23 protein-coding genes and 4 pseudogenes are annotated in these 24035 nt (G+C 54.6%); 12 read left to right on the top strand and 15 right to left on the bottom strand.

The genetic code is table 11. The features are described 5' to 3' along the window. Positions 1–86: 86 nt before the first annotated feature. Positions 87–2660 (top strand): fimbria/pilus outer membrane usher protein, encoded by a 2574-nt coding sequence (locus tag NL116_RS18695; protein ID WP_494373478.1) that lies wholly within the window; start codon positions 87–89, stop codon positions 2658–2660. A 100-nt stretch (positions 2661–2760) separates the two neighbouring features. After that, a complete protein-coding gene (locus tag NL116_RS18690; protein ID WP_494373477.1) occupies positions 2761–3819 on the top strand; it encodes a fimbrial protein in 1059 nt (352 codons plus the stop codon). 370 nt (positions 3820–4189) lie between these two features. Here NL116_RS18690 and NL116_RS18685 read toward each other — a convergent pair. The 4 genes and pseudogenes from NL116_RS18685 to NL116_RS18670 form a co-directional block, all read right to left on the bottom strand. After that, positions 4190–4303: pseudogene (locus NL116_RS18685) on the bottom strand (ATP-binding protein); the annotation flags it as partial. Position 4304: 1 nt separating this feature from the next. Further along, positions 4305–4549 (bottom strand): annotated as a pseudogene (locus NL116_RS18680) (IS21 family transposase); the annotation flags it as partial. A gap of 181 nt (positions 4550–4730) precedes the next feature. Next, positions 4731–5111 (bottom strand): type 1 fimbrial protein, encoded by a 381-nt coding sequence (locus NL116_RS18675; protein WP_494373476.1) that lies wholly within the window; start codon positions 5109–5111, stop codon positions 4731–4733. Between the two features lie 600 nt (positions 5112–5711). Continuing rightward, positions 5712–6280 (bottom strand): annotated as a pseudogene (locus NL116_RS18670) (transposase); the annotation flags it as partial. A gap of 317 nt (positions 6281–6597) precedes the next feature. On the opposite strand from NL116_RS18670, the pseudogene NL116_RS18665 reads away from it, so the two are divergent. Continuing rightward, positions 6598–6900, top strand: a pseudogene (locus tag NL116_RS18665) (DNA/RNA non-specific endonuclease); the annotation flags it as partial. 152 nt (positions 6901–7052) lie between these two features. On the opposite strand, the gene NL116_RS18660 reads toward NL116_RS18665, so the two are convergent. After that, positions 7053–7289: a hypothetical protein gene (locus NL116_RS18660; RefSeq protein ID WP_494373475.1), complete on the bottom strand. Its 237-nt coding sequence runs from the start codon at positions 7287–7289 to the stop codon at positions 7053–7055. 203 nt (positions 7290–7492) lie between these two features. Here NL116_RS18660 and NL116_RS18655 point away from each other — a divergent pair, with 203 nt between their 5' ends. Then, positions 7493–7834, top strand: a complete 342-nt coding sequence (locus NL116_RS18655) for a hypothetical protein (protein ID WP_494373474.1) — start codon at positions 7493–7495, stop codon at positions 7832–7834. A gap of 196 nt (positions 7835–8030) precedes the next feature. Continuing rightward, the gene (locus tag NL116_RS18650) at positions 8031–8423 is read left to right on the top strand and encodes a GFA family protein (protein ID WP_494373473.1); all 393 of its coding nucleotides are present in this window, start codon (positions 8031–8033) and stop codon (positions 8421–8423) included. 649 nt (positions 8424–9072) lie between these two features. Here the strand turns inward: NL116_RS18650 and NL116_RS18645 are convergent. Next, positions 9073–9525 carry a hypothetical protein gene (locus NL116_RS18645; protein WP_494373472.1) on the bottom strand — a complete coding sequence of 151 codons (453 nt, stop codon included), beginning with the start codon at positions 9523–9525 and terminating at the stop codon, positions 9073–9075. A 151-nt stretch (positions 9526–9676) separates the two neighbouring features. Between NL116_RS18645 and NL116_RS18640 the strand changes: the two genes are divergently transcribed. The 4 genes from NL116_RS18640 to NL116_RS18625 all read left to right on the top strand — a co-directional run bounded on the left by NL116_RS18640 (position 9677) and on the right by NL116_RS18625 (position 15640). Beyond that, the gene (locus tag NL116_RS18640; RefSeq protein ID WP_494373471.1) at positions 9677–10120 is read left to right on the top strand and encodes an anti-virulence regulator CigR family protein; all 444 of its coding nucleotides are present in this window, start codon (positions 9677–9679) and stop codon (positions 10118–10120) included. Positions 10121–10235: 115 nt separating this feature from the next. Continuing rightward, positions 10236–10730, top strand: a complete 495-nt coding sequence (locus tag NL116_RS18635; protein ID WP_494373470.1) for a hypothetical protein — start codon at positions 10236–10238, stop codon at positions 10728–10730. A 264-nt stretch (positions 10731–10994) separates the two neighbouring features. Continuing rightward, the gene (locus NL116_RS18630) at positions 10995–13580 is read left to right on the top strand and encodes a bifunctional diguanylate cyclase/phosphodiesterase (RefSeq protein WP_494373469.1); all 2586 of its coding nucleotides are present in this window, start codon (positions 10995–10997) and stop codon (positions 13578–13580) included. Between the two features lie 137 nt (positions 13581–13717). Continuing rightward, entirely contained in the window at positions 13718–15640 is a 1923-nt protein-coding gene (locus tag NL116_RS18625) for a tyrosine-protein phosphatase (RefSeq protein ID WP_494373468.1), read from the top strand. A gap of 57 nt (positions 15641–15697) precedes the next feature. Here NL116_RS18625 and NL116_RS18620 read toward each other — a convergent pair whose 3' ends face one another. Continuing rightward, on the bottom strand, positions 15698–16636 hold the full coding sequence (locus tag NL116_RS18620) for an AraC family transcriptional regulator (RefSeq protein WP_494373467.1): 939 nt from the start codon (positions 16634–16636) through the stop codon (positions 15698–15700). A 257-nt stretch (positions 16637–16893) separates the two neighbouring features. On the opposite strand from NL116_RS18620, the gene NL116_RS18615 reads away from it, so the two are divergent. From NL116_RS18615 to NL116_RS18605, 3 genes are all read left to right on the top strand, one after another. Continuing rightward, positions 16894–17820, top strand: coding sequence for a Gfo/Idh/MocA family protein (locus tag NL116_RS18615; protein ID WP_494373466.1), 927 nt, complete (start codon positions 16894–16896; stop codon positions 17818–17820). Positions 17821–17931: 111 nt separating this feature from the next. After that, on the top strand, positions 17932–18207 hold the full coding sequence (locus NL116_RS18610) for a metal/formaldehyde-sensitive transcriptional repressor (RefSeq protein WP_494373465.1): 276 nt from the start codon (positions 17932–17934) through the stop codon (positions 18205–18207). An 8-nt stretch (positions 18208–18215) separates the two neighbouring features. After that, entirely contained in the window at positions 18216–19352 is a 1137-nt protein-coding gene (locus NL116_RS18605) for a nickel/cobalt efflux protein RcnA (RefSeq protein WP_494373464.1), read from the top strand. An 80-nt stretch (positions 19353–19432) separates the two neighbouring features. Here the strand turns inward: NL116_RS18605 and NL116_RS18600 are convergent, their stop codons facing one another. From NL116_RS18600 to NL116_RS18565, 8 genes are all read right to left on the bottom strand, one after another. Next, entirely contained in the window at positions 19433–19756 is a 324-nt protein-coding gene (locus NL116_RS18600) for a hypothetical protein (RefSeq protein WP_494373463.1), read from the bottom strand. 133 nt (positions 19757–19889) lie between these two features. Further along, on the bottom strand, positions 19890–20462 hold the full coding sequence (locus NL116_RS18595) for a chorismate mutase (RefSeq protein WP_494373462.1): 573 nt from the start codon (positions 20460–20462) through the stop codon (positions 19890–19892). 153 nt (positions 20463–20615) lie between these two features. Then, the gene (locus NL116_RS18590) at positions 20616–20939 is read right to left on the bottom strand and encodes a hypothetical protein (protein ID WP_494373461.1); all 324 of its coding nucleotides are present in this window, start codon (positions 20937–20939) and stop codon (positions 20616–20618) included. A 194-nt stretch (positions 20940–21133) separates the two neighbouring features. After that, entirely contained in the window at positions 21134–21562 is a 429-nt protein-coding gene (locus NL116_RS18585; RefSeq protein WP_494373460.1) for a nuclear transport factor 2 family protein, read from the bottom strand. Between the two features lie 3 nt (positions 21563–21565). Continuing rightward, a complete protein-coding gene (locus tag NL116_RS18580; RefSeq protein ID WP_494373459.1) occupies positions 21566–22324 on the bottom strand; it encodes an SGNH/GDSL hydrolase family protein in 759 nt (252 codons plus the stop codon). 139 nt (positions 22325–22463) lie between these two features. Beyond that, on the bottom strand, positions 22464–22787 hold the full coding sequence (locus tag NL116_RS18575; protein WP_494373458.1) for a hypothetical protein: 324 nt from the start codon (positions 22785–22787) through the stop codon (positions 22464–22466). 137 nt (positions 22788–22924) lie between these two features. Beyond that, positions 22925–23617, bottom strand: coding sequence for an RES family NAD+ phosphorylase (locus tag NL116_RS18570; RefSeq protein ID WP_494373457.1), 693 nt, complete (start codon positions 23615–23617; stop codon positions 22925–22927). After that, the gene (locus tag NL116_RS18565) at positions 23611–24015 is read right to left on the bottom strand and encodes an antitoxin Xre-like helix-turn-helix domain-containing protein (protein WP_494373456.1); all 405 of its coding nucleotides are present in this window, start codon (positions 24013–24015) and stop codon (positions 23611–23613) included. Before NL116_RS18565 ends, NL116_RS18570 begins: the two co-directional genes overlap by 7 nt. Between the last annotated feature and the right edge of the window lie 20 nt (positions 24016–24035).

Here is a 24035-nt window from a genome sequence, read left to right as displayed (position 1 = left end):
AGAAATATTTGCCATTCGTTAGTCCTCAAAAGCATTGTTCGATTACTCCCCATATGTGTGATGCTTTGTTCTTGTGAGTTTCCTATATGTTTTCTTATCCTATGCGAAAGAATAACTACTCAACACTACAGTGCTTTATGTTAAACGCTATAAGTGTAAGTATTCTCTTTGCCTGGTCTACACAAGAAGTCTCTGCAGGAACCATGGGGTACGATGTATCAGACAAGCTTGCTAGCTTCGATAGCGACATGTTGTGGGGTGCAGGTGCAAGGTCTCTTAATGTAGATAGATATAGTCAGGGTAATCCAGTCGATGTAGGGATTTATAGCGTTGATATTAGTGTTAATGGAGTCGCGTCTGGGCGATACGATGTAAGTTTCATACCCGGTAAAATCACAAGCCAGGCGGAACCTGATTTAACCAGAGAGCTGCTTGGAATACTGGGTGTTGATGTAGATAAAATTTACGCCAGCGACAATACAGATAATCACAATTCTATTTTTGGTCGCATTGACAATGCCACTTATCACTATAATAGCTCCGACCAAAAGCTTGATATTAGCATTCCTCAGGCTTCCCTGTTAAATCGTCCACAGGGTTATGTGAATCCTGACCGTAGAGATGCAGGCGTGAACGCAGCGTTCATCGATTACAATACCAGTTATTATCGTAGTAGTAACCAGATGACCAATAATAGCGCAGCCTATGCTGGCTTAACATATGGTGCAAATTTTGGCAATTGGCGTTTACGTCAGCGCTCATCTTTAAACTGGGATAAAAATGCTGGTGGAGCCCATCAAGTAATTGAAAGTTACGCCCAGCGTGACATTGACTCAATCAGTTCGCAATTTACTGCTGGTGATACATTTACTGATGGTGAGCTTTTCGATTCTGTCTCAGCGCGGGGCGTTCGCTTAACTACGGACGATAGAATGTTACCAGATTCGAAACGTGGTTATGCGCCCGTAATACGTGGCGTTGCACAGAGTAATGCGCTGGTAACGATAACACAAAATGGCTTTATCATTCAGGAAGTGGTAGTCGCACCCGGTGCGTTCGAAATAACTGATATTAACCCGGCCAGTGGCAGTGGGGATCTTAGTGTTACCGTAACGGAAGCTGATGGCCAAAAAAATACGTTTATCGTTCCATTTTCGTCCGTAAATCGTTCTTTGCGTGAGGGCGCCTCTCGCTATACAACAACCGCAGGACAAGCACGCGAGCTAGCATACGGTAGTAAGCCTTGGATTACTCAAGCAACCTATCAGCGTGGTCTGAATAATTTGATTACAGGCTATACCGGTATATCCGCTGCGCAGGACTATAACTCGGTCCTTTTTGGGAGCGTGCTCAATAGTCAATATGGCGCATTTGGGGCCGACGTAACAGTGTCGAAAACTGTTCTTGCAGAAAAGATTTTTACCGGTCAATCCGCACGCCTTACATACAATAAAATTGTTCAAAGCACTGGTACAAACTTTACCGTTGCTGCATACCGTTATTCCACAGACGGCTATTTTGGTATGAGTGACGCTCTGAATGCCCAAGACATGCTCAAAAGTCTTGGAAATAGAAAAACCTCCGTTGACTCCATACGGCATGCTCGCAGCAAGGCTCAGTTGAATATTAGTCAGAACGTCGGTGATTCTTCCTACCTGTACCTCAATACTTCAGTACAGAATTATTGGAATAGCTCAGGTACCGACAAGCAGTTTCAGGGCGGGGTAAGCAAAAACTTCAGTTGGGGTTCTGCAGGCGTTAGCGCATCGCGAACTCAGGATATGTATGGGAACGATTCTTCCCAGTATATGTTTAATATTTCGTTGCCAATAGGTTCTTCAACTCGGGGGAGCCGATCTTACGTAAGTTCGTCTGTAAGCGCGAGTAGTGATGGTGGCGCGAGCGCGCAAAGTACTTTGAGCGGGTCAGCGGGAGATGATCAAGCATTAAATTATGGTATAAGCGCAAGCCACGATCGGCCAAAAAATAGTACTGCAAGTAGCGATGTTGGCGTTTACACTCAATATAACACTTCAGTATCGAAACTTAGTGCGTCGTTGAGCAAAGGCAGTGAGTCTGACCAATTTTCCATGGGGGCCAATGGTTCTGTTGTCGCGCACCCAGCTGGTATTACATTTGGACAGCCGCTTGGTGATTCTTTGGCAATTATTGATGCGCCCGAGGCGGCGGGAGCCAGTGTCAGTAGTTCTCCAGGTGTAAGGCTTGATAGCGCTGGCCAAGCGGTTGTATCGAATTTAAGTGCATATCGGATAAATAATCTGGAAATTGATCCAAAAGGTATTTCTGACGATGTGGAACTGCAAAGCACAAGCAAAGAAGTAGTTCCACGCTCTGGTGCCATTGTAATGGTCAAATTCGCTACCACCACGGGCAGGGCTCTACTCATCAACGCCCTCCAATCAGATGGTAAAGCACTACCCTTTGGCGCCACTGTTTACGATGAACAAGCTAAGAATGTCGGTGTGGTCGGGCAAGGTGGTCAGATTTTTGCAAGAGTCAATAGTGATCAGGGCGTTTTATCTGTCACTAAAGAAGGCAAAGAAGACAAAGTTTGTAAGATTACTTATCGCTTGAAGGCCAAAGCTCGTGGTAATAGTGCTCCAGTGCAGGAACGATTAAATGCACAGTGCGAAGATTAAAACGCCAATTTTTTGCTATTTTTTATTCGCATAAAAGTAAGGCGGTGGCTGGGCTTTAATATGATTCTTAAGAAACTTTTATAACGGGGTTATCGTTATCATGCAAGTATATAAATTAATCGAAAAAACTCTCAGATCTTGTAATTGTTTTCTTTCGCTAATATTCGCTTCATCTGCACTTTTGTATGGTGTTGTTGGAGAGGCAGCCTGCGTCACACCTTCTTTCCGCGTCCCCATGCCTGCCAGCGTCAGCATCCCTGCAAATGTGAAAAATGGGGATATATTAGCGAACTGGTCGATCCTTGATGCAACGGTAACTTGCACGGGCCTGGTCGCGGGTGAGGCATATAATTTGTCGACTTTTTGGATTACTAAATGGTCCAAGCTCGCTGTAACCATTCCTTTCCCTGACGGCTCAGGAAACGCATTAATTTTACCGGCGAGCAACTCGAGCCCCGCAATTGCGGGGTATGCAGCGGTCATCAAAGGCCCTGATGGAGTATGGCGGGATACTTTAGGGGATGGAGCTGCAACCGGTAGTGTTGTGGCCGCAGCAGACGGTACATTAGTTTTTAATTTTAAAATTGCGATGGCTCTTGTAAAAAATGGAACTGGCCTCACGGGGACGATAGATCCGATGTGGGTCGACACAGGGTATAATATTAACCGTATCAATGGAGGCTCAGTTGTCGGAAGCTCTAACTTTCGAGCAGGCTTCACGACACTATCGACTAAAACATGCACCGTAACAACAAAAAGTGTGAATGTTACTTTGCCTGATATATCTGGTCGAGATATTCCGAGTATAAACTCGACCGCCGGAAGCACACCATTTAGCATTGGCCTAACGTGCCCTCAATCAATGAATGTGTACATGACTTTAACAGATGCAAGTAATATCGGGAATCAAACTAGCATCCTTGGTGGAATGCCCGCTTCTTCAGTGAGGGGGGTGGGGCTGCAAATAACGAATAATTCTCGGTTAGTTAGCTTTGGTCCCGATTCGTTCTCGGCGAATACTATCAACCAGTTTCTGGTGGGGCTAAAAATTGTCGGAACTACCACTGTTCCACTGACAGTTAGCTACGTAAGAACGGCGACCACAATTACGCCAGGGGTGCTAAAAAGTTCTGCAACATTTACAATGTCATATCAGTAATTATTATTGTTGGCGCCGGATTTACCTACTTTACGATATGTCACTGGCCTAGTCAGTAATTCTCGAGAATCAATACCTTTGCTGTTTTTTTAATTAGACTTTTTGGTTGAACTTCTGTCAGTGCGGGGTAAATTTCAGCTTTCGTCTTAACAAACAGATGAAGGAAAAGGCCGTAGCGATCAGATCGAAATCCTCGCCTGTCGACGCTGATTGAAAACTGATACACCATGTCGATTTAATATTGAGCTAGGGTGTGCTGATTTATGCATCAATTGTGGATAAGCTTGGCTGTCGTGTCTCCGAAGAGGTATTAAGCCCTACCGTATTTAGGCAAACAACAGAGTATTTCCGGTGTTGAGGAATCGTTACCTTACGACGATTTGCAGAAGCGGTATATAAGCGTATCCAGCAACGCCGTGGTCATCTTGGCGTCGCCGACCACACTCGACCATTCTGAGAAGCTGAGGTTGGTGGTGATGACTACTCTGGTGAAGTCGTACAGCGCTCCTGCGATTGTGCTTGGGCCGAAACGATTCGGCCTTGAGTGCCTGTTCCAGCGTTTGGTGAAATAGACTGAATTTATTGAAGGCTGTACACTGCGGGTACCCTGGCTGACTTGCTTCGGGGCCTCTGACCCATTTTCGGATCGTGTTTCTCGATAGCCCGATCGCTTGGCTATCTGATGCATTAATAGCTTGTCGTGAAAACACAAGCACCGGATTTTATTCATTATTTTCATGCTGATCACTGCGTATTCCTGCCCAAAAATTGTGCAGAAGCAGTTGAGCACCTGGGTCAATTTTCGGTCAGCGACAACAAACCAACCTCGGTTGGGAAACAATGAACTGAAATCGATGCTAAATGTTTGCTTTAGATTTTGATTGACTCACATTCAGCTGAATGCCCAATACTTACGGCATGGTCAGTGTAATCAAGTACTTTCCGGATTGTACTGGCGTGCCTGCAGCATCCATCAACTCATATTGCTGATCGTAGTAACGACCGTCATGGCCACTTTCAGCCAGTAGCTTGACATTAATGTTGGATTGATCGGGAGACCTGGCAGTGTTGATTGGGTCGACGCGGCTAACGTTAACGATCGTGGTGTAGCTAGAGGGCGGGCAGCCTTTAAGCTCAAACTTAGAGTGTTCATTCGCGCGCGACGTACAGCTTGGCTCGACAATGCTGCCCCGAAACTCGATGACGCTCTGTGTGACGGCGGGCACAGCCGCCAAGCACGAACCACTCAGTGCGAAGCAAAGGCTAATGCTTACCAATTGTTCACTGTTCATACTCGTACTCCTCAGGATGTAAGGCCTACGTCTTCAATTATTGTTGAACTTTAGGATTAATGTACGCGTGCAGTCATATTTTTTACTGAGTTTGTGACCACCGTCGCAATTGTCGCGGATGGCAGCGGAATCAATACATTTACTTCCAGGCTCTCATGATCAGTGGCAAGACTTCGAGGCGCTGGTGCGCAGAAGTCCAGGCGAAAAACTTACCTAACTATTTCTCACGCTCGCTCAAAAGCTAAAAAGCAGCCGTATTACTCCCGTAGGCGACAACCATCGGACGTATGCGGGTGTGGACCGTGACTTCTACAACAGTCCGGACATCAGTTAGCGCCCGCCCAAGTCACCTTCCAGCTTAAGGGCGATGGCGTCCGCGTATTTAAGCGGTCGCGATCACCCTTATCGCCAGAATTCTCATGCGCCAACGTAGCTCAGACCTAATTCCTTAAAATCAGCAGTGCGGCAATGAAACAAGAAATTTCGGTTCTTTTTCTCTTATAGTGATCTTTCAGAATTAATTCTGTCGGTGACTAAAAATTCTGCGTTCACCTTACCCAGGTAAAAGAGGAGGCAGAGCGCTAAACCGACCTTCGTATTACTGACGAGGTCAAGCTCGCGCATCAAGCTGCGCACTTTGAATCGACAGAGCTGCTCACCGTCGTCACGTACCAGCGAAAAGATGCTGCGTCTGCCCGCAGCACTGCGATTTGCGTTAACAACTCGCTCACCCGACTGCGCAACCGAAGCCGTTCGACATCTGGCGTGCGGTGCCGAAGGCGCTGGGCGTAGTAGCACGAACGGGTGACTTCAAATACCTTGCACAGCCAATCAACCGGCTCATGGACGCTCAACTGATTGATCAGCGAATACGTTCGCGATCTTCCGACATCAAGAGCGCGGTAGCTTTTTTAATATAGATTTCTCCCGTTCAAGGCGGGCAATCCGGGCTTCTAACTCCTGAATTTTCTGCTGTTCCGGGGTCAATGCTTTGCTCTGCAGAGTGACGCCTTGGCGTTCCTGCTGAACCTGATCAACCCAGCGGCGCAGGGCTGACTCGCCGACGCCGAGTGAACGGCTGGCTTCGATGTAGCTGTAGTTTTGCTTGAGTACGAGGTCGGCAGCTCGCGCTTGAATTCAGCAGAAAAGGAACGGCGTTGTTCGGTCATCTGACACCTCGATCTGGCGAGCATTCTCGCCTAAATGGGTGACCATAGATTTCATTAGACCACTACAAATGAAAGCTCTCGTGTTTTGTGAGTTGGAGAGAGATGCAGGGGCATAGTTATCTTTTTTCTTCCCCTAGGTCTCTTCAGGCTGAAAGCCATTCTATGGCGAACGGCTGCTCAAGAACGATATCTGCCTGGGTAGTACTTTACGTAAACGACTGGTGAAGTCCGTTAAATTATTTAATAGTACATATGTTAATGATTGCTCACATATGTTGTTGATTGATATGTATTAGTATTTGGTTTGGGGTGTGGTTATTTGGAGCAAGGTCGAGTCGGATGTCAGGAAGTTTGCCAAGCGAGCCGATGGCAATGTGTTCGTCTTTACCGGCCCGATCTTCGATTCGGGTCACGGCACTATTGGCGACAACAAGGTCTGGGTGCCGACGCGCCTGTTCAAGCTGGTTTACGACGCCTCGTCGAAGCGGGCCTGGGCTTACGTTTTGCCTAACGCAGAAACCCGCATCGAGAGACCGATGGACTACGAGACGTTCGTGAAAACCACGGGGCTCAAGTTGCTCGGTAACTTGCCGGTCACAGGTTCAGTGGGGCGCACTTGATCGCTGGCGCTTGATGGACGTCACCCCAAAGGCTGGACGCAACTGATGGGGTGATTCAATTCTGGCTGCTCCAGCCATCAACCGTTGCGGGTCGACTGGCCCTTCGGATATCCCGGCGCAGTTCGCCGGTCGAGCCTGTCATTGGTCCGGCACTAAAGCCATGTATTCACCACCCGCCGATCCAGTTCCTCCCAATCCGCCATGCCCAGCACCCGCGTGGTGTTCAACCCGCGCAAATAACCGCGCAACTGCTGAGCGGTGGCTCGCGCGAGCTCGGGGTCGGGCTTGGTTTCACTCATCAGCACGGTTTCGTACTGGACCAGGTACTCGGCCACCCGGTCACGAAAGTCCGGCAAAACCGCATCGCGGATCAGGTCAAAAGTTCTCAAGGCGTGATCCTCATCAGTCTTTTCTGGTGGTGATTGAGTGTGCATCCATCGGCGTGGCGCGCAACTATCGTTAGACGTAATAGTGACCATTACCAAACGCAAGTTCTTCTTTGTCGACAATAGTCGGAAAATCCCCTCCATCGAACACGCGGCTCGAAAAAAGTGCGTGATGAACCGAACATTTTGTTTTCAGGAAGAGACCGATGCGTCCTTTATTCGTATCTGCCACGGCAGTTGTCTCAGTGTTGCTCGCGGGTTGTGCCTCCGCGCCGAACGACCCGACCCTGACCTTGCAGACCCGCAAGACCCCGGCCCAATACGCCGACTGTGTCGTACCGAAACTGCAGGGCAGTGCGTTGAACCCGACCGTGTCGCAGACCTCGCGCAGCTACCGGATCGTGGTACCGAGCAAAATCTCCACGGACAACGTGCTGGAAGCCTACAAGGCTGGAGATGGCGGTAAGGTGTTCATTTATGAGCGGCATTTGCTGACCTCGAGCCTGCTGCCGTCGAGTTTTGAACGCGCCGCACAGGAATGCATCTGACCCCGGCCCGAAAACGCTTTTTACAGAGCTCCTTTGGTTGGCCGCAACCAACCAATTTTTTGCCCCGCACCGCATTTCGGTGGCGGGGCTTTTTTTGTCTGAAATCGAACAACCACGAGGCTGAAAAAACGCCGGTCGCCCTTGCTGCTATCTTCTTAATCACCTTGCGGTTACGTGATTCCAGAGGAGGTGCAGTATGGATCGATTCACCGGCGGCTGCTTGTGCGGCAACGTCAGGATTGTGGCCTCGGGCCGCCCTTACCGGGTCGGCGTTTGCCACTGTATTGATTGCCGCAAGCACCATGGGGCGCTTTTCAACGCCTCTGCGATATTCCCTCAGGAGGCGGTGACGATCGAGGGTGAGACAGGCGATTACGCCGGGCGGTTTTTCTGTCCGCGCTGCGGCTCGTCGGTGTTCGCCCGCTCGGGCGACGAAGTCGAAGTGAACCTGGGGTCGCTGGACGCCCCTGACCCACTGATGCCCACCTACGAAATCTGGACCGTGCGTCGCGAGTCCTGGTTACCGTCGTTTTCGCTCCCCCGACGCTATGAGCATGATCGGGAAGGCGCGGGGCGCAGGGAGGAGTAGGGCAGCCAGTGGCCAGTTTTACTGTCAATGATTGGGTTCAGGGGGGTAATTGCACAGAATTTTGTGGAAAGTCCAATCTGCTCAATCAATTCCGGTAGTAGACCAAGCACAGCCACTCATTTGCTGTCGCTTAGTCCACTGGCCACTTATGGCCGTTCCCTGCCGACCATGGTGACAAGGCGAGTTAGTCGAATTCAATGCAATCGGTCAAGACGAATGGAGATGACGGGTCAGGTCGAATACAAACGGGTGGTCAAGTTGAGGCGACAAGCAACAAAAAGCCCGCTTCGGCGGGCTCTCTGCTTGGGGTCAAATCCATTTGTCAGTTCAATCTGCGCTCCGTTCTGTCAGCGTTTCGTGAAAAACGTGTTGTCGAAATGAAAAAAGTCTTTCGGAACGCGTACGACACAATGCCGATATGAATCTGAACTGTGTCTGGACCGTCATACGATTCAAAATCCGTGGCGTAACTGCGTTGCACCTGAGGATGCGCTCCAAGGCCCACCTATTTCCCCAAGCCTGGATAACGGCAGCCGGCATGGGGCCGCGGGCCTCAAAGACCATGTACTTGCCGGGCTGGATCCCGACGTGATCGAAGTCCGGATTCGGCGTTGCGGGATATTCTCGACCTGATGCCAGTTAAGGGGGGCTATTTCGCGGTGCTGCCTTGCTTGATATCGCCGCAGAAAATATCGACATTGCCATCCGTCGATGCCGTACGCACGACGATGGAATACCCACCCGCCAGCAACACCGACAGGGCAACAGGCGCGGTTCTGGATAACGTCCAGCCGCGTATCGGCTGGCGTTCGGTATTGACCTGATCATTCATGGCGTACGCCACCGCCCCGGGTTTTTCGCAACTGCCCTTATAGATGAAGGTGTAGAGGCGCAGGGGCAGGATGACACCGCTTGGCGCACCGCTGATGAAGAAACTGAGTCCGGTTTTATTGTCAAAACTGGTCAGCGTTACATCGCCGATCTGGCCGGCATTCTGCCGCGTGGCAACTAACGGCACGTTCACACTGGGGTTTGATGATGTGGCGCAACCGAAAAGGGTTGCGCTGACCAGTAGCGCTGCCAGTGAGTTTCTTAACTTCATGGCCAAACTCCTGCGTCGAAAATTACGGGGTGATTAGCCGGTATAGCTCATTAATGGTATTTCTGATGTATCGCGCACGAAATTGTGCGCACCGGCTGGATGGCAGTACTAAATTTCAATACAGCCTCCTGCCACAAAGAAGGAACGACCCATGTTTAGATCTCGCTTATTGATGACAGCCGTTACGAGCATTGCGTTGATCGTCGGCTCAACAACGGCATTAGCCGACCCTGGTAATGGAAAGGGGCAGGGTAATGGCAAGGGAAACCCGCACAGCAACCAGGCCCATGGAAACCAAGGCAAGGGCGGCGATTGGGACAATGGCCCAAGCATTGATCGCGGCAGTGTCCTGGGAATTATTGGCGGGTATCCGGGCTACTGGAACGCTGGGCCTGCATTGCCACCTGGCATTCAAAAGAACCTTGCGCGAGGCAAACCGTTACCACCGGGTATTGCCAAAAAGCTGGACGGTCGGTTAGTCGGCAGACTGCCTCATTACGACGGATATGAATGGCAACAAGCTGGCACGGACTTGATATTGGTCGCTCTCGCAACCGGGCTCATTTATGAAGTGCTCAACGGTGCTTTTGATTAGTGTTTGAGTCTCGTTTTCAATAGCGCAGTAAAGACATTCCATCTATCACGGGACTGGAACTGACGGGGGGCTGACGCGTCTTAAGACACGTGATATCAACCCTATGGAAGCAATCATGCTTTTAAAAAACAAGCGTCTCGTTGCTGTAATGTCATGCGCCATGATGCTTGCAGCCGCCCCATTACTGCCTGCTGATCTGTCCATCATGAACTCCGCTTATGCGAAGGACGGTGGTGGTGGTGGTGGTGGTGGTGGTGGTGGTGGTGGTCACGGAGGTGGCGGTGGTGCAGGGGGTGGCCATGGCGGCGGTACAGCCGGCGGCCACAACGGATCAGATCACGCAGGCGGCATTAGCAGTAACGGGCGCGGTGACGGGCTCAGCAGTGACCATGCCGGCAAAGCTGTTCGCGATCATGGTGAAAGCGGAAACCACTACGGCAGTGATCGCAATGGTGACCGCGGTCATGGCCCGACGACCTCAGGCATCGCTCACTCCAAAGACACTCGCGGCATAGCCAAAGCCCGGGCGGTGGCGACGTCGACGCCAGGTGATCACAACACCAAAGGGTTGAGCAAAGTCGGGACGTCCGTATCGCCCAAGACGCATTGATCAACCGTACTTTGGAATGGGCGCCTGTTTGATTCCGATCTTCAGGCGCCGCATTCGGCAGCCATTGGTACCCGACCGCTTTATCACTGACCTCCCGTATCCGGCATAAATTTCTGTCTTGTCCCAAGTAGCGGATAGAATCCTCGTCTACCCTCTACAAGAGCATTGTGAGCGGCCACGCGGAAGTCAGTTTATTCATAAACCGGCTAGCGCGGCCGATAGCGTGGTGTACACCCATTTTGCATCAACAACCCGCGTGAAATTATGCCGAATAGCCTCGCCTCTATCGTTCACTCCCTCTCTCATCGTTCAAGTGTGTCGCTGGCACGGACTTCACTGTTCAAGTTTGTCGGTCTGTTAGCCGGCGTGTTTTTACTGGCCAGCATTTCACTGGTTTATCTTGCACACGATTTAGACCGGACAGAGGAAGTCGAAAGTGCGTTTTACACAAAGAAGGCGGTGCAATCACTGGAAAAATCGCTGCGCTCAGTCGTCAAGGACTATGCATTTTGGGGGGATGCCTACAAGCATCTGCATGCTCAAGTAGACCCGGATTGGGCCTATGTACGGCAAAATGCCGGGCCAACGCTTTACACCGACTTTGGATTTCAGGGGCTGTTTGTCGTCGACGACGTCAATCGTACGGTTTACTCGGTGATCAAGGGCGAACTGAAATCCGTTGCAGCTTCAGAGTGGCTGGGGGACGCCATTGTGCCGATGCTGGAAAAGGCACGTGCAGGCGCGGATTCAGAAACACCGATAACCACGTTTATCAATATTGGAGGCGAACCCGCACTGGTCGCGGCCGCCGCCATTACACCGGGAACCGACCCGACCGTGGTGTCTGATGCCCGGCTACCGTCGGTGTTGATTTTCGTAGAGATTCTCGACAGCGCCAAGCTCCAGTTATTAGGCAGTGATTACGGCGTAGAAGGCCTGCATGTCGCCACGGCTGATGATATTGACGCTACGACGTACTTGCCGCTGGGAGAGAACGGCTCCGCCGGCAATCTGTCTTGGAGTGCGTCCAGCCCAGGTCTGCGGTTACTGGGCGCAGGCCTGCCATTGATCGCCATTGCTGCGTTGTTGGTGTGCTTGATGATCTGGGTTATTTTGCGTCGCACCACCGCCAGCGCGTTGGCGCTGGACGCCAGCTACACCTCGCTTCAGAACAGTCAGGACGCCCTCTGCATCAGCGAAGCGCGCTTTCGCGATGTCGTCGAAGCCATCTCGGATTGGGTATGGGAAATAGGGGATGACGGGTGTTTCACCTATTTATCCGATCGATTTGAAAACGTCACAGGGCTCTCCAGAGACGCCTGGATCGGTGCGCCGATCAATGATCTGCTGAGCACCGAATTAGGGTTGCTGACCCAGTGGTTGAGCATTCCGAACCGTCGTCCGGATATCAGCATCCAGTGCCGTTATGTCGATGCCAAAGGTCGGGAGCGCATCACGCGTATCTCGGCCCGGGACATGACGGGCGGCGGGTTCCGGGGCACCGCAACGGATGTGACGGATGAAGTCGAAGCCCGTCGGCGCATCGAATTCCTTTCCCAGCATGATGCCCTCACCGGGCTTCCCAACCGAACCCGTCTTCAGGAGTTTCTTGACGGGAAACTCAAGGCAATGCCGACGGTGGACCAACCGCTGGTCATGCTCTGTCTGGACCTTGATCGCTTCAAACCGGTCAATGACTTGCTCGGGCATGCCGCCGGTGACCGTGTGCTCAACGAAGTGTCGAGTCGCCTGGCGGATTGCGTGCGCCACGGCGACCTTGTCGCCCGGGTCGGGGGGGACGAGTTTGTATTGATCCTCAGTGACGTGAGTTCCCAGGAAGAAGTCGAAACCCTGTGTCATCGCCTGATCGAGTCCGTTGAGCGGCCGATAGAGATTGATCAGCAGGAAGTGTTTGTCAGCGCCAGTATAGGCATCGCGATGGCGCCCAATGATGCGTGCGAAGCGACCGAGTTGCTGCGCTATGCGGACATTGCGTTGTACGAAGCAAAGTCGGGCGGTCGTAACACCTGGCGCTTTTATGCAGGCGATATGAACGCCAGAATCATTGAGCGCCGTCGTCTGGAAAACGACCTGCGTTTCGCCATCAAGCACGGTGAGCTGCGCCTGCATTTCCAGCCACGTTATCGTATTTCTGACGGTCAGATGGTCGGCGCCGAAGCACTGGTCCGGTGGCAGCATCCCGAGCGCGGTTTAATCCCTCCCGATACGTTTATTCCCATCGCAGAAGAGTCCGGGCTGATCCTTTTCCTGAGCAACTGGGTGATCCAGACCGCATGCCGTTGCGCCGCAAAATGGCCGGAGAATTTGTTCGTTTCCGTCAACCTGTCATCGACCGAATTCAAGCGCGGCAATCTGGTCGAGCGCATTCAGAAAACGCTGCTCGACACCGGAATCGACCCAGCCCGGGTCGAGCTGGAAATTACCGAAAGCGTGATGCTCGAAGATGCCACAGGTGCACTTGAGATAATGCGCACACTCAAACGCCTTGGCGTGCGGATCTCCATGGATGACTTTGGAACCGGATATTCATCGTTGAGTTACCTGCGCGCGTTTCCCTTTGATGGCCTCAAAATAGACCGCAGTTTCTTGAACAGGCTGGATGAAAGTGAGGATGACCGGGCCATTATTCAGGCGATTGTGGGCTTGGGACGCGCGTTGGCGCTCACGGTGACGGCCGAGGGCATTGAAAGTGCCGAACAGATGAGCTTGTTGAAAGCGGTATCGTGTGATGAAGGCCAAGGCTATTTCCTGAGCCGGCCGCTTGACGTTAACGCGTTTAACGATTTGGTCGGCATCAGAGGCAGTGAAGTAAACGTCAGCAACGTTTGAAGGTCGGAAAATACAGACCAAAAACGCGCCCTCCGGACCCATCGCGCACTGATTTTCATCCGTTGCCAATCTGTCATATCCGGTATTCCTTCACTACAGATAGTGGTCAGCCCAATGCATATGAATGAGGCTGTACCGTGTTTCCACGTCTTCTGTGTTCGCTGTCCGTTTTGAGCCTGTCTATCGCCGCTGCCCAGGCTGCCGAGACGACCCCCCTCGACCTTCTCAACACGCCGCATTTGCGCAGCATCGACAACTTGCGCGATGTCGCCGGCACTTCCACCGCGTATTCCACCGCCAATGACGGCACGATGCGGGGTGGCGTTTTCTATCGCTCCAACGCGCTGACCCCGTCGACGGCGGATCTGGTCACCTTGAACGGCCTCGGCATCAAGTCTGTGTACGACTTGCGCAACCCGACTGAAATCGCCGGTACGCCCGACACCCTGCCCAACGGTGCGCGCTATTTGAACATCGACATTCTTGGCGCGTCCGCTTCACATCTGCCCACGGGCTCGCTTGACAGTGCCGCCGACGCCATCGCCATGATGGAGGGTATCAACCGGTCATTCGTCAATGATGCTGGGGTGCGCGGTCAATTCACTACGCTATTCAATGAGCTGGCGGGCGTTGACGGCGCCTCGTTGTTCCATTGCACGGCCGGCAAGGATCGGACGGGCTGGACCGCCGCCGTGTTGCTGAGCATTGCCGGGGTTGACAGCGCCACCATCATGAACGACTACCTGGCCACCAACGACTACACCGCCGCGCGCGTGGCGGCGACGCTGGCGCACATGCCACCGGAAATGGCTGCGATCTATGCGCCACTGCTCGGCGTGGAAGCCAGTTACCTGCAAGCCAGTCTGGATCAGGTAACTGCGCAGTACGGCAGCATGGACAATTACCTCAAGCAAGGTCTCGGGTTGTCCCAGGAAACCATTTACGTACTGCGCGGCAAGATGGTTTTCTATAACAGCCTGCCGGGCCAGGCCGGTCTCGCCGGCAACGCCGCCGGGGGTGCCGGGTTGCTGCAACAGTTGCAGAACAGCAAGCTGTCGGGCACCTACAGCGCTTACAACTATTACCTGCAATCGGCGATCGATGCCGGCAGCCTTGGCGGTGTCGAGTCCACCGTCGGTGGCCAGGTGCACGCCGATGCGGCCAACTATTTGCTGCGCCAAGGGGCGATGGTCGAGCAGGCCGCCGCTCCCTTCGCCAGCGGCACGGATTTGAAGATCGGCCAATATCGCTTGTGGAGCACGGCACTGGCGGGCTATCTGGGCACCGATGGTTCGTCCCAGGCTGCCAGCAGCAACGAACACAGCCAAGGCTTGATGATTGGCCTGACCCAGCGCTTCTCCGAACACCTCAGCGGCCACGCGGGTTTCGGCTACAGCCGCGGCAACGTCGGCGGGGCGGGCGGCGAGGTGGATACCGACTGGACCTTTTTCACCGCTGGCGCCCGTTACGCGTTGGACAGCCTGGAGCATGGCCTGTTTTTCGACGCCAGGGCCAACGCCGGCTGGCTTGACTACGACAGCAAACGCGAACTCGGTGGCGGGCTGGGCACGGCCAAGGGCGATAGTCATGGCACGCTCTCCGGTGCAACCGTCGCAGTGGGCTATCGTGTGCCGGTGAGCAACATGATCTTCGAACCGAGCCTCGGCGTACGCGTCAGTCACCTGAACGTGGCCGGCTTCCAGGAGAAAGGCAGCGAGCTGGCCCTCGACGTCGACAGTACCCAGGAAACCCGCCGCAGTGCGGTGGCCAATCTCAATGTGTCATTTGCCTCGGTCGGCTTGGGCGCCTGGCAACTGGTGCCGGGTGTTCAGGTGGGGTATGACCATGTGCTGGGCGATAACGATGTCTATAGCGAAGGACACTTGCTGGGTCTGGACGTCGAGCAGCGCGCGGCCTTCGACAACCGGGATCAATTCACCGCAGGGGTGAATGTCATGGCCAATCTTGGCCCGCTGAGCCTGGGTGCCGAAGTTGGTGCCAACGGCGGTGGGGACAGCCACGGTTTCAGCGGCGGATTCAAGGCCAGTTATCTGTTCTGACCCGCGTTTTGAGTGAAGGGGGCTGCATCGCGACAGCAGGAGCAAGCTCCCTCGCCACTAGCGCCGCACTCGCGTGCGCCCCGATTTCACGTCAGCGGGACGGACGCCATAGGCATTCTGGAAATACTTGCAAAACCTTCCGACATTGCTGAAGCCGAATCGCAAGGCCACTTCGGTCACGGACGTCGGGGCTTCCTGCGCCAGTGCATCGTAAGCGTGTTCCAGGCGCACTTGCCGTTGATAGTCAACGATCGAGAGCCCCACGAACCGTCGAAAACCTTCCTGCAAGGCACGCTGGCAAACGTTGCTCAGCCGCGCCAGATCCGTGCCACTGACCCTCTGCTCGGGATGCGCCTGAATGTAGTCGACCGCCAGCTTCACATGCCGCGGCGCGATCAGCGGAGCCGGTTGCCGCAGGGCTTGGGTGAAGTTGTGTGGCCAGGCTTCCAGCACTGTGTCGATCAGCATTTCCCGAAGACGCGAAGGCATCAGCGTACCGGCATTGATCAGTTGATCGAATTCAGTGCCGGTCGCCAGATCGATCAATGCCTTGATGCCCTGGAACGCCGGGACATTCAGATCGACCGCCGGCTCGAAGTGCAGTTTTTTCAGGATCGGCTTGTCCAGCAGCGTCGACAGTCGCTCGGTGAGGTGGGCGCGCCTGATCGACATCCCGTGCTGGGCATGATTGTCCAGAAAGTGCATCGAGCGAACGTCGGCTTTGTCGATCGCCAGACCAACGTGGGTGACGCCGACCGACTCGGTCGCGTGATTGAAGACGATCTTGCCGGCTGTAGGAATGACAAAAGTGATTTCGTCATAGGGGTCGGGAAATACGACAGTGAAGTCTCCGCGGTAATGCATCCTGCGGAAACTTACGCCTTCATGCCTGCCGTAGACGCCGCCGATAATGATGTTTGACGGCGGAGGCGGCGTGTCGCGATAGCGGTTGCCGAACATCGTCGAGAACAATGCGCCAAAGTCATCGCAACGCATGCCATCGGACCTGAGGATGATTTGCTGGCGTGTCGGAGCTGAGTACACCTTGAGTGGCACCTTGGGTCGGGGGGAGCTTGGTACGGGAACCATTGGGGTAGGCGGGGAGCGCGAGGACGTTAGCAGGCAAGGGTGACAGGATTGTGACGACGTGGGCGAATGGGGGCATGAGCATGTCATCAATGACTTCCTCGCTAGACAAACGTAATCTTGCCGGTTCGCGTTCCATGACAAGACAAAAAAAACAGGAGTCATTGATGCAACCGATTCGTCTCGGCCTGGTGGGCTACGGCAAGATTGCCCAGGATCAGCACGTCCCCGCTATCAACGCCAACCCCGCGTTCCAGTTGGTGTCTGTCGCCACGCAAGGTCAGCCCTGCGCCGGGGTGGAGAATTTTCAGTCCCTGAGCGAGTTGCTCGCCAATGGCCCGCACGTCGATGCGATTGCGTTTTGCACGCCGCCGCAAGGTCGATTCGCACTGGTGCAACAAGCGCTGGCCGCTGGCAAACACGTATTGGTAGAAAAACCGCCGTGCGCCACGTTGGGCGAAGCGATGGCGTTGGTGAGTCAGGCCGCAGAGCAAGGCGTCAGCGGCCTGTTCGCCTGGCACTCACGCTACGCGCCTGGCATCGAAGCCGCTCGCGCCTGGCTCGCCACTCGCACCCTGCAAAGCGTGCAGATCGACTGGAAGGAAGACGTGCGCAAGTGGCACCCAGGCCAGGCCTGGATCTGGCAGCCCGGTGGCCTGGGCGTGTTCGATCCCGGTATCAATGCGTTGTCGATCGTCACCCATCTGCTGGCGCTGCCGCTGTTTGTCGAGTCTGCCGAACTGCGCGTCCCCGGCAACTGCCAGTCGCCGATTGCTGCGTCGATCAGAATGTCTGATGCACGGCGCCTCGATGTCCGTGCGGAATTCGATTTCGACCATGGTCACGACGAACTCTGGAGCATCGAGATTCGCTGTACCGAAGGCGTCCTGCGACTGGACAACGGTGGCGCCCAGTTGAGTATTGACGGCGTGCGCCAGGCCGTATCGGAGGAGGGCGAATACGCGGCAGTCTATCGACATTTTCAGCAACTGATTGGCGACAACGCCAGTGACCTGGACCTCCAGCCGCTGCGATTGGTGGCCGATAGTTTCTTTGTCGGCAGTCGGGTATCCGTTGAACCATTCTACGACTAGCGATTGTTGTTCCCACTTCTTTTTATCTGACATGAACGCCTGCACTGGGGGATTGCGCATCTCCCAACGACAGGTGATCATGCTCGCCTGTATAGGTAGGGGGGGTATGGTATGTCGCACACTCATGAGCAAAAAGACGATCTATTAAAACGGGTAAGGCGCATCGCCGGGCAGGTTCAGGCAATTGAACGCGCGCTGGAGTCAGATGCCGATTGCGCCAGGACCCTGCATCTCGCCGCGGCCACTCGCGGCGCAATGAACGGTTTGATGGATGAAATCATCGAGGCTCACGCCCACGCTCACGTAGCCAACCCGGAGCTGAGCGATGAGGAACGGGCCAAAGGCGTCGAGGAACTGCTCGAAGCCATCCGCCGCTATTCCAAATAGGCCCTGTCATGCCAAATTTCGCAGAACTGCTGCAACAGGGTGGCGCCCACGCGTGGCTCTATTTCCCTAGCGCGATACTGCTGGGGGCCTTGCACGGCCTCGAGCCCGGGCATTCAAAAACCATGATGGCGGCGTTCATCGTGGCCGTTCGTGGTTCGGTCAAACAGGCGGTGCTACTGGGCTTGGCTGCAACGCTGTCGCACACGGCGGTGGTGTGGCTGGTCGCAATGGGTGGCATGTACCTGGGCAAGGGAATGGATGCACAGACCACCGAACCGTATTTTCAGCTTGCGTCCGCAGCACTGATTATCTTGATTGCGCTCTGGATGCTGTGGCGCACCTGGCGTGGCGAGCAGATGTTCAAGTTCGAGCAAGGTGAAGACCACCACCACGGCGAACATGATCACGCTCACCACGACGAAACCCAGCGAATTGATACCGGTCATGGCCGCGTCGAACTGTCGATTTTCGAAACCGGCATGCCGCCGCACTGGCGGCTGAAAACGTTGAGCGGGCATGCCTGGGGGGCATCGGATGTCCGCGTATTGACCACGCGTGCGGACGGCAGCACGCAGGTGTTCATGTTTGTCGAGCAGGAGGGTTTTCTGCAATCGACGGCCGACATCCCCGAACCCCATGAATTCAGCGTTCGCCTGAGTCTTGGGCATGCCGGGCACTCGCATGACTACGACCTGGAATATTCGGAGCATGACCACGGGCATTCGCACGCGGAACTGCAAGGCCTGGAGTTGTCGATTGACGGTTATCAGGATGCGCATGAACGTGCCCACGCCAATGACATCCGCAAGCGTTTCACTAACCGTGAAGTAACCACTGGCCAGATCATCGTGTTCGGTTTGACGGGAGGGCTGATTCCTTGTCCGGCGGCGATCACCGTTTTGCTGCTCTGCCTTCAGGTCAAGGAAGTCGCTTTGGGCGGCATGCTTGTCCTGTGCTTCAGTATTGGTTTGGCAATGACGCTGGTATCGGTCGGCGCGGCGGCAGCCATTGGTGCGCGACATGCCACGAACCGCTGGCCGTGGTTGGGGGCGGTGGCGCGCCGGGCCCCTTATCTGTCGAGTGCGTTGATTATTGGCGTGGGTTTGTACGTGGGTATTCATGGCTGGATCGGGTTGAATGCTTAAAACGCTTTGAATCGCGTGCACAAAAAAGCCCGGCTGATCAGGCCGGGCTTTTCATTGAGTACCGCGGTTAAACCCTGCATTTATGCAGCGCGGCTTTCGATCAGGCGGTCAGAACCACCTTCGGCAACGCGGTTCTGCATCAGACGATCGGAGCCATCAGCGGCAACGCGGTTTTCGATCAGACGATCCGAGCCGTCAGCAGCCACACGATTCTCAATCAGACGATCCGAGCCATCAGCAGCCACACGATTCTCGATCAGACGATCCGAGCCATCAGCAGCCACACGGCTTTCAATCAGACGATCCGAGCCGCCTTCAGCGACCACAGGTTGGGCAGAGGTCGCGGCAAAAGCATTGACTGCGAAAACCGAGAAAGCGATAGCGATGAGGGTTTGGCGTTTCATGATGGTGTGCTCCAAGGTGTTTATGGGTTGGTATGGAGCGGATGTTACGCCGTGGATTTTTTAAGAGAACTTCATTGGGTCAATGGTGACTATCGATGCCGGCAATGGTTGCATCAACTCGGACAATGCCGGGTCATTGCGCCGCGATACACAGCTCCCCGGTCGCGCGGATCAGGGCTTGGCCGTGCAATTGATCCTTGATCAGCCTGGCTCGCTCGGACCCCAGCCAGCCCGGGCAGTTGGGATCATCGCGATAGGGCGCGAAGTCGGCGTACTGCTCCAGCAGACGGTTTTGCAGTTCATCCAGCCGTGGCCGGATTTGATTGACGAGGTCTGGCCGTGGGGTGTCCGGCGCTTTGTCCGCTGCGAGCCATTGAGCCAGCAGGCCGTACTGCACCAGTTTGTTGGCTTCAATTTGTGCGGCCGTCAACTCGGCAACCTCATCCAGATCCAGTTTACGGCTCACGGCCATCTTCCTGGCGTTGTCGATGATATGGGTTTCCCGGGCCGTATCTTGAATCGGTTTGCCGCTGTCCCATTTGGTCAACGCCACCAGGTCAGCAATGTTCAAGCGCTCGTTGATCGTCACCAGCAGCGGCAACAAGCTAGCGGGTGCCGGAGAGGGCGTACCGGCCTGGGCACCGCAGGCGAAGATACCGAACAAGGCGCAGGTCAGCAGTTGTGGCAGGCGTGGCAAATGGAGCATGGGCAAATCTCCTTGAGCGCAGAATTCACAATTTTGTCTTATTTACCACAGGTGTGGCTGAGGCTTTAAGTGGGGGCTGATTTATTTTGTGCATGAAAAAGCCCGGCGGGTCAGGCCGGGCTTTTCCATGAGTGCTGCGTGAGGGCTATTCATTCATGCCGCGCGATACTTGATCAGACGGTCAGCACCACCTTCAGCGACGCGGTTTTGCATCAGTCGGTCGGAGCCATCAGCGGCTACGCGGTTTTCGATCAGACGATCAGAGCCATCAGCCGCTACACGGTTTTCGATCAGACGATCGGAGCCATCAGCCGCTACACGGTTTTCAATCAGACGATCCGAACCCCCTTCAGCCACGCGGCTTTCAATCAGGCGATCCGAGCCACCTTCAGCGACGACAGGTTGAGTAGATGTCGCGGCAAAAGCGTTAACAGCGAAAACCGAGAGAACGATAGCGAGAAGGGTCTGGCGTTTCATGGCGGTGTGCTCCGGGGTGCTTATGGGTTGGTATGGAGCCGATGTTACGCCGCGGATTTTTTAAGAGAACTTCATTGAATTGATGGTGACTATCGACGTCGGCAATGGGTCATCGCGCGCGGTGAAATCACCGCGCGGAACTAGAGTTTCGGGCGTTCAAACCGTGGTAAGCACTGAACGTGCAAGCGATAGGATCAGCCTTTACTGGCCGCCAGATAAGCCCCCAGGCGCTGTCCCATTTGCTCGCCCAAGGCTTGCAAACCGCTTAACGGTCGGACCATTACCTCAAACTCGACGATTTTCCCGGCCTCGTTGAAGCGGATCATGTCGATGCCTTTCAACTGTTTCCCGCCGACATTGGCGCTGAACTCCAGGACGACGTTCAAACCATCTGCCGTTGTCAGTTCACGGTGGTAAGCGAAGTCCTCGAACACGTTAACCACGGTGTTGAGAATCATCGAAACCACCGCCGCACCCGGATAGGGCGTGTGCGCCATCGGCGAGCGGAACACGGCTTGCGGGTCTAGCAAACCGGGCAGGGTGCTCAAGTCCGACGTGCGGATCATCTCGTGCCATTGTTTCAAGGACGCCGCCGCGTTGGGGTGCAGGTTCAATTCAGACATTTTCTACTCCTGTATTTTTATTGTGGGTTGTGCAATGTCGAGGGGCGTGTTTTTGCGAAAGCGTTGGCCGATGACCGCCGCCACATCGTCCGCCCACTGACTGTATATCGCAGGACCCGGATGGAAGCCATCCCGTGCCATCGAGCCATTCACGGGGGCCAAGCGGGTTGTCAGCAACGTGCAGTGATCGATTCGCTCAGCCAGCTCGGCAAGGCGTGTGTTGAATGCGCTGGCCCTGAGTCCCAGGTACCAACGCAGCGGTTGTGGCAGCGCGGGAAACAGGTGCATGGGTGGAAGCGGGGACAGCACGATCTGCTTTACCGCGTACTTATCGCGCAGCAGTCCAATCAATCGATGCTGTCGAGCGACCCACTCGTCAACCGCCAATGTGCTGGTGACATCGTTGACGCCTATAGATACCAGCGCCACATCGAAAGACTCTGGAGTGTGGTCGTCGAGCAACGTCAGCAGCGCCTGCGAATCAAGCCCGGACCTGGCCCAGAGTGTCCAGGACACGTGGTAATCATTGGCCAACTGGCTGACCAGTTGGCCGCTGAGTGCGTCGTCCTGAGTCGATGCCCCAACGCCAGCGGCGGCGCTGTCGCCCACAATCAACAACCGCAAGGCCGCACCGCTGCCGGCCATGCCCTGACGTTCACCTTCGGCTTCCGGCAGCCTGGGCGTTACTTTCCGGGTGTAAATACCCTGCATGATCAGCAAGGGGCCGAGCAGGATTTTGGCGAAGGTTTCAGTGTGGTTCATGCGGCGTGCCGAGTTGACCTAATGGTTATCAGCGATACATGTACAACGCCCGCGTCGCGAGTGCACTAAAAACAGCTCACAAAAAAGCCCGGCTGATCAGGCCGGGCTTTTCATTGAGTCCCGCGGTAAAGCCATGCATTTATGCAGCGCGGCTTTCGATCAGACGGTCAGAACCACCTTCGGCAACGCGGTTTTCCATCAGATGGTCGGAGCCATCAGCGGCTACGCGGTTTTCCATCAGATGGTCGGAGCCATCAGCGGCAACGCGGTTTTCCATCAGATGGTCGGAGCCATCAGCAGCCACACGATTCTCGATCAAACGATCCGAACCCCCTTCAGCCACACGGCTTTCAATCAGGCGATCCGAGCCGCCTTCAGCGACCACCGGTTGAGCAGAGGTCGCAGCAAAAGCATTGACTGCGAAAACCGAGAAAGCGATAGCGATGAGGGTTTGGCGTTTCATGATGGTGTGCTCCAGGGTGCTTATGGGTTGGTATGGAGCGGATGTTACGCCGTGGATTTTTCAAGAGAACTTCATTGGGTCGATGGTGACTATCGATGCCGGCAATGGTTGCCTGCAGCCCCCGTTTCAGACTGCATTCACGCTTCACTGATCTTGCTGACACTGGTGATCTGCCCGTTCCAGACCATCTCGTAATGAGCCGTCTGAACAATCGATGTAACCGGTCGCGGCGTCATCAGCGCCCAGCAGTCACTGCCTGGCATACGCACCGAGTGGTAACGAATACCGGGGCAACGCGCTTTTTTGATCAAACTGCCCAGTTGGCGAGAATGCGCGTAGTCGTCGGGCGAATAGACAGGATCAGTCAGCGCAATGGACGTCGCGTCTTTCATTGCCACGTCGACAAAAACACAGGACAGCCCGCGGAACACAAAGCGCTCGTAGTTCAGGTTGCGGACATTCGACCAATACAAACTCTGGTGATGCCGCACCTCAGCCAGTGCAGTTTCCATGGAGTCTGCCAGGTACAACACCCCAAAACTGCCATCGCTGAACCGCGAGCCCGCCGGGTTAACGTGGGTAAACGGCGCAATTGCGTAAGAGCAGCCAGGAATGCCGAACGGGATCTGGTCCCGCGCAATCAACTCAAGACGACCGACTTCGTTATGCAACCGGGGATTGGTCAGCGCCTGTATCTGATACAGCACATCAAATTCGTCCGCGTCCGCCACGTCATCAAACAGTGAGATGGGCGGGTACTTCGAATTGACCAGTCGATAGGCATTTAACCGCTCACCGGCAAACGCCGCCAGCTCGCTCACCTTCACCATTGCGCGCCCCGCAGCACATCGATGCGCCGGAAGGTTTCATACAGCGAAATCATATCGCCTTGGGACATGATTTCGAGCGGAGAGCGCCCATTGAAAAACTCGTTGTCGTTGGCCATCGACGGAAAGCCGTAGACGTTTTCCGGATTATCGAAAATCAGGCGCAAGGATGCGTGGATGTTGAGGACAAAACTGATGCGCTGCATCTGGTCCGCGTCCAGCGCCACCGCCCAGTTGGCGTCTTGCTGCCGGGCGCGGGTGTAGGTGCTGCGGGAAATACGCAGGATGCGACAGGCCTGTTCGCTGGAGGCAGACCATTTTTCGAGAATGCCCACGGCTGCACGCAAGCCTATGACGCATTGGCTCTTGGTGAATGCCTGTTCCTGAAGGGGGACTGCCATGTGCCAAGCCTCAATTGATC

The sequence above is a fragment of the Pseudomonas sp. FBCC-B1667 genome (assembly GCF_059133255.1).
This window is presented reverse-complemented; position numbering and strand designations above follow the sequence as displayed.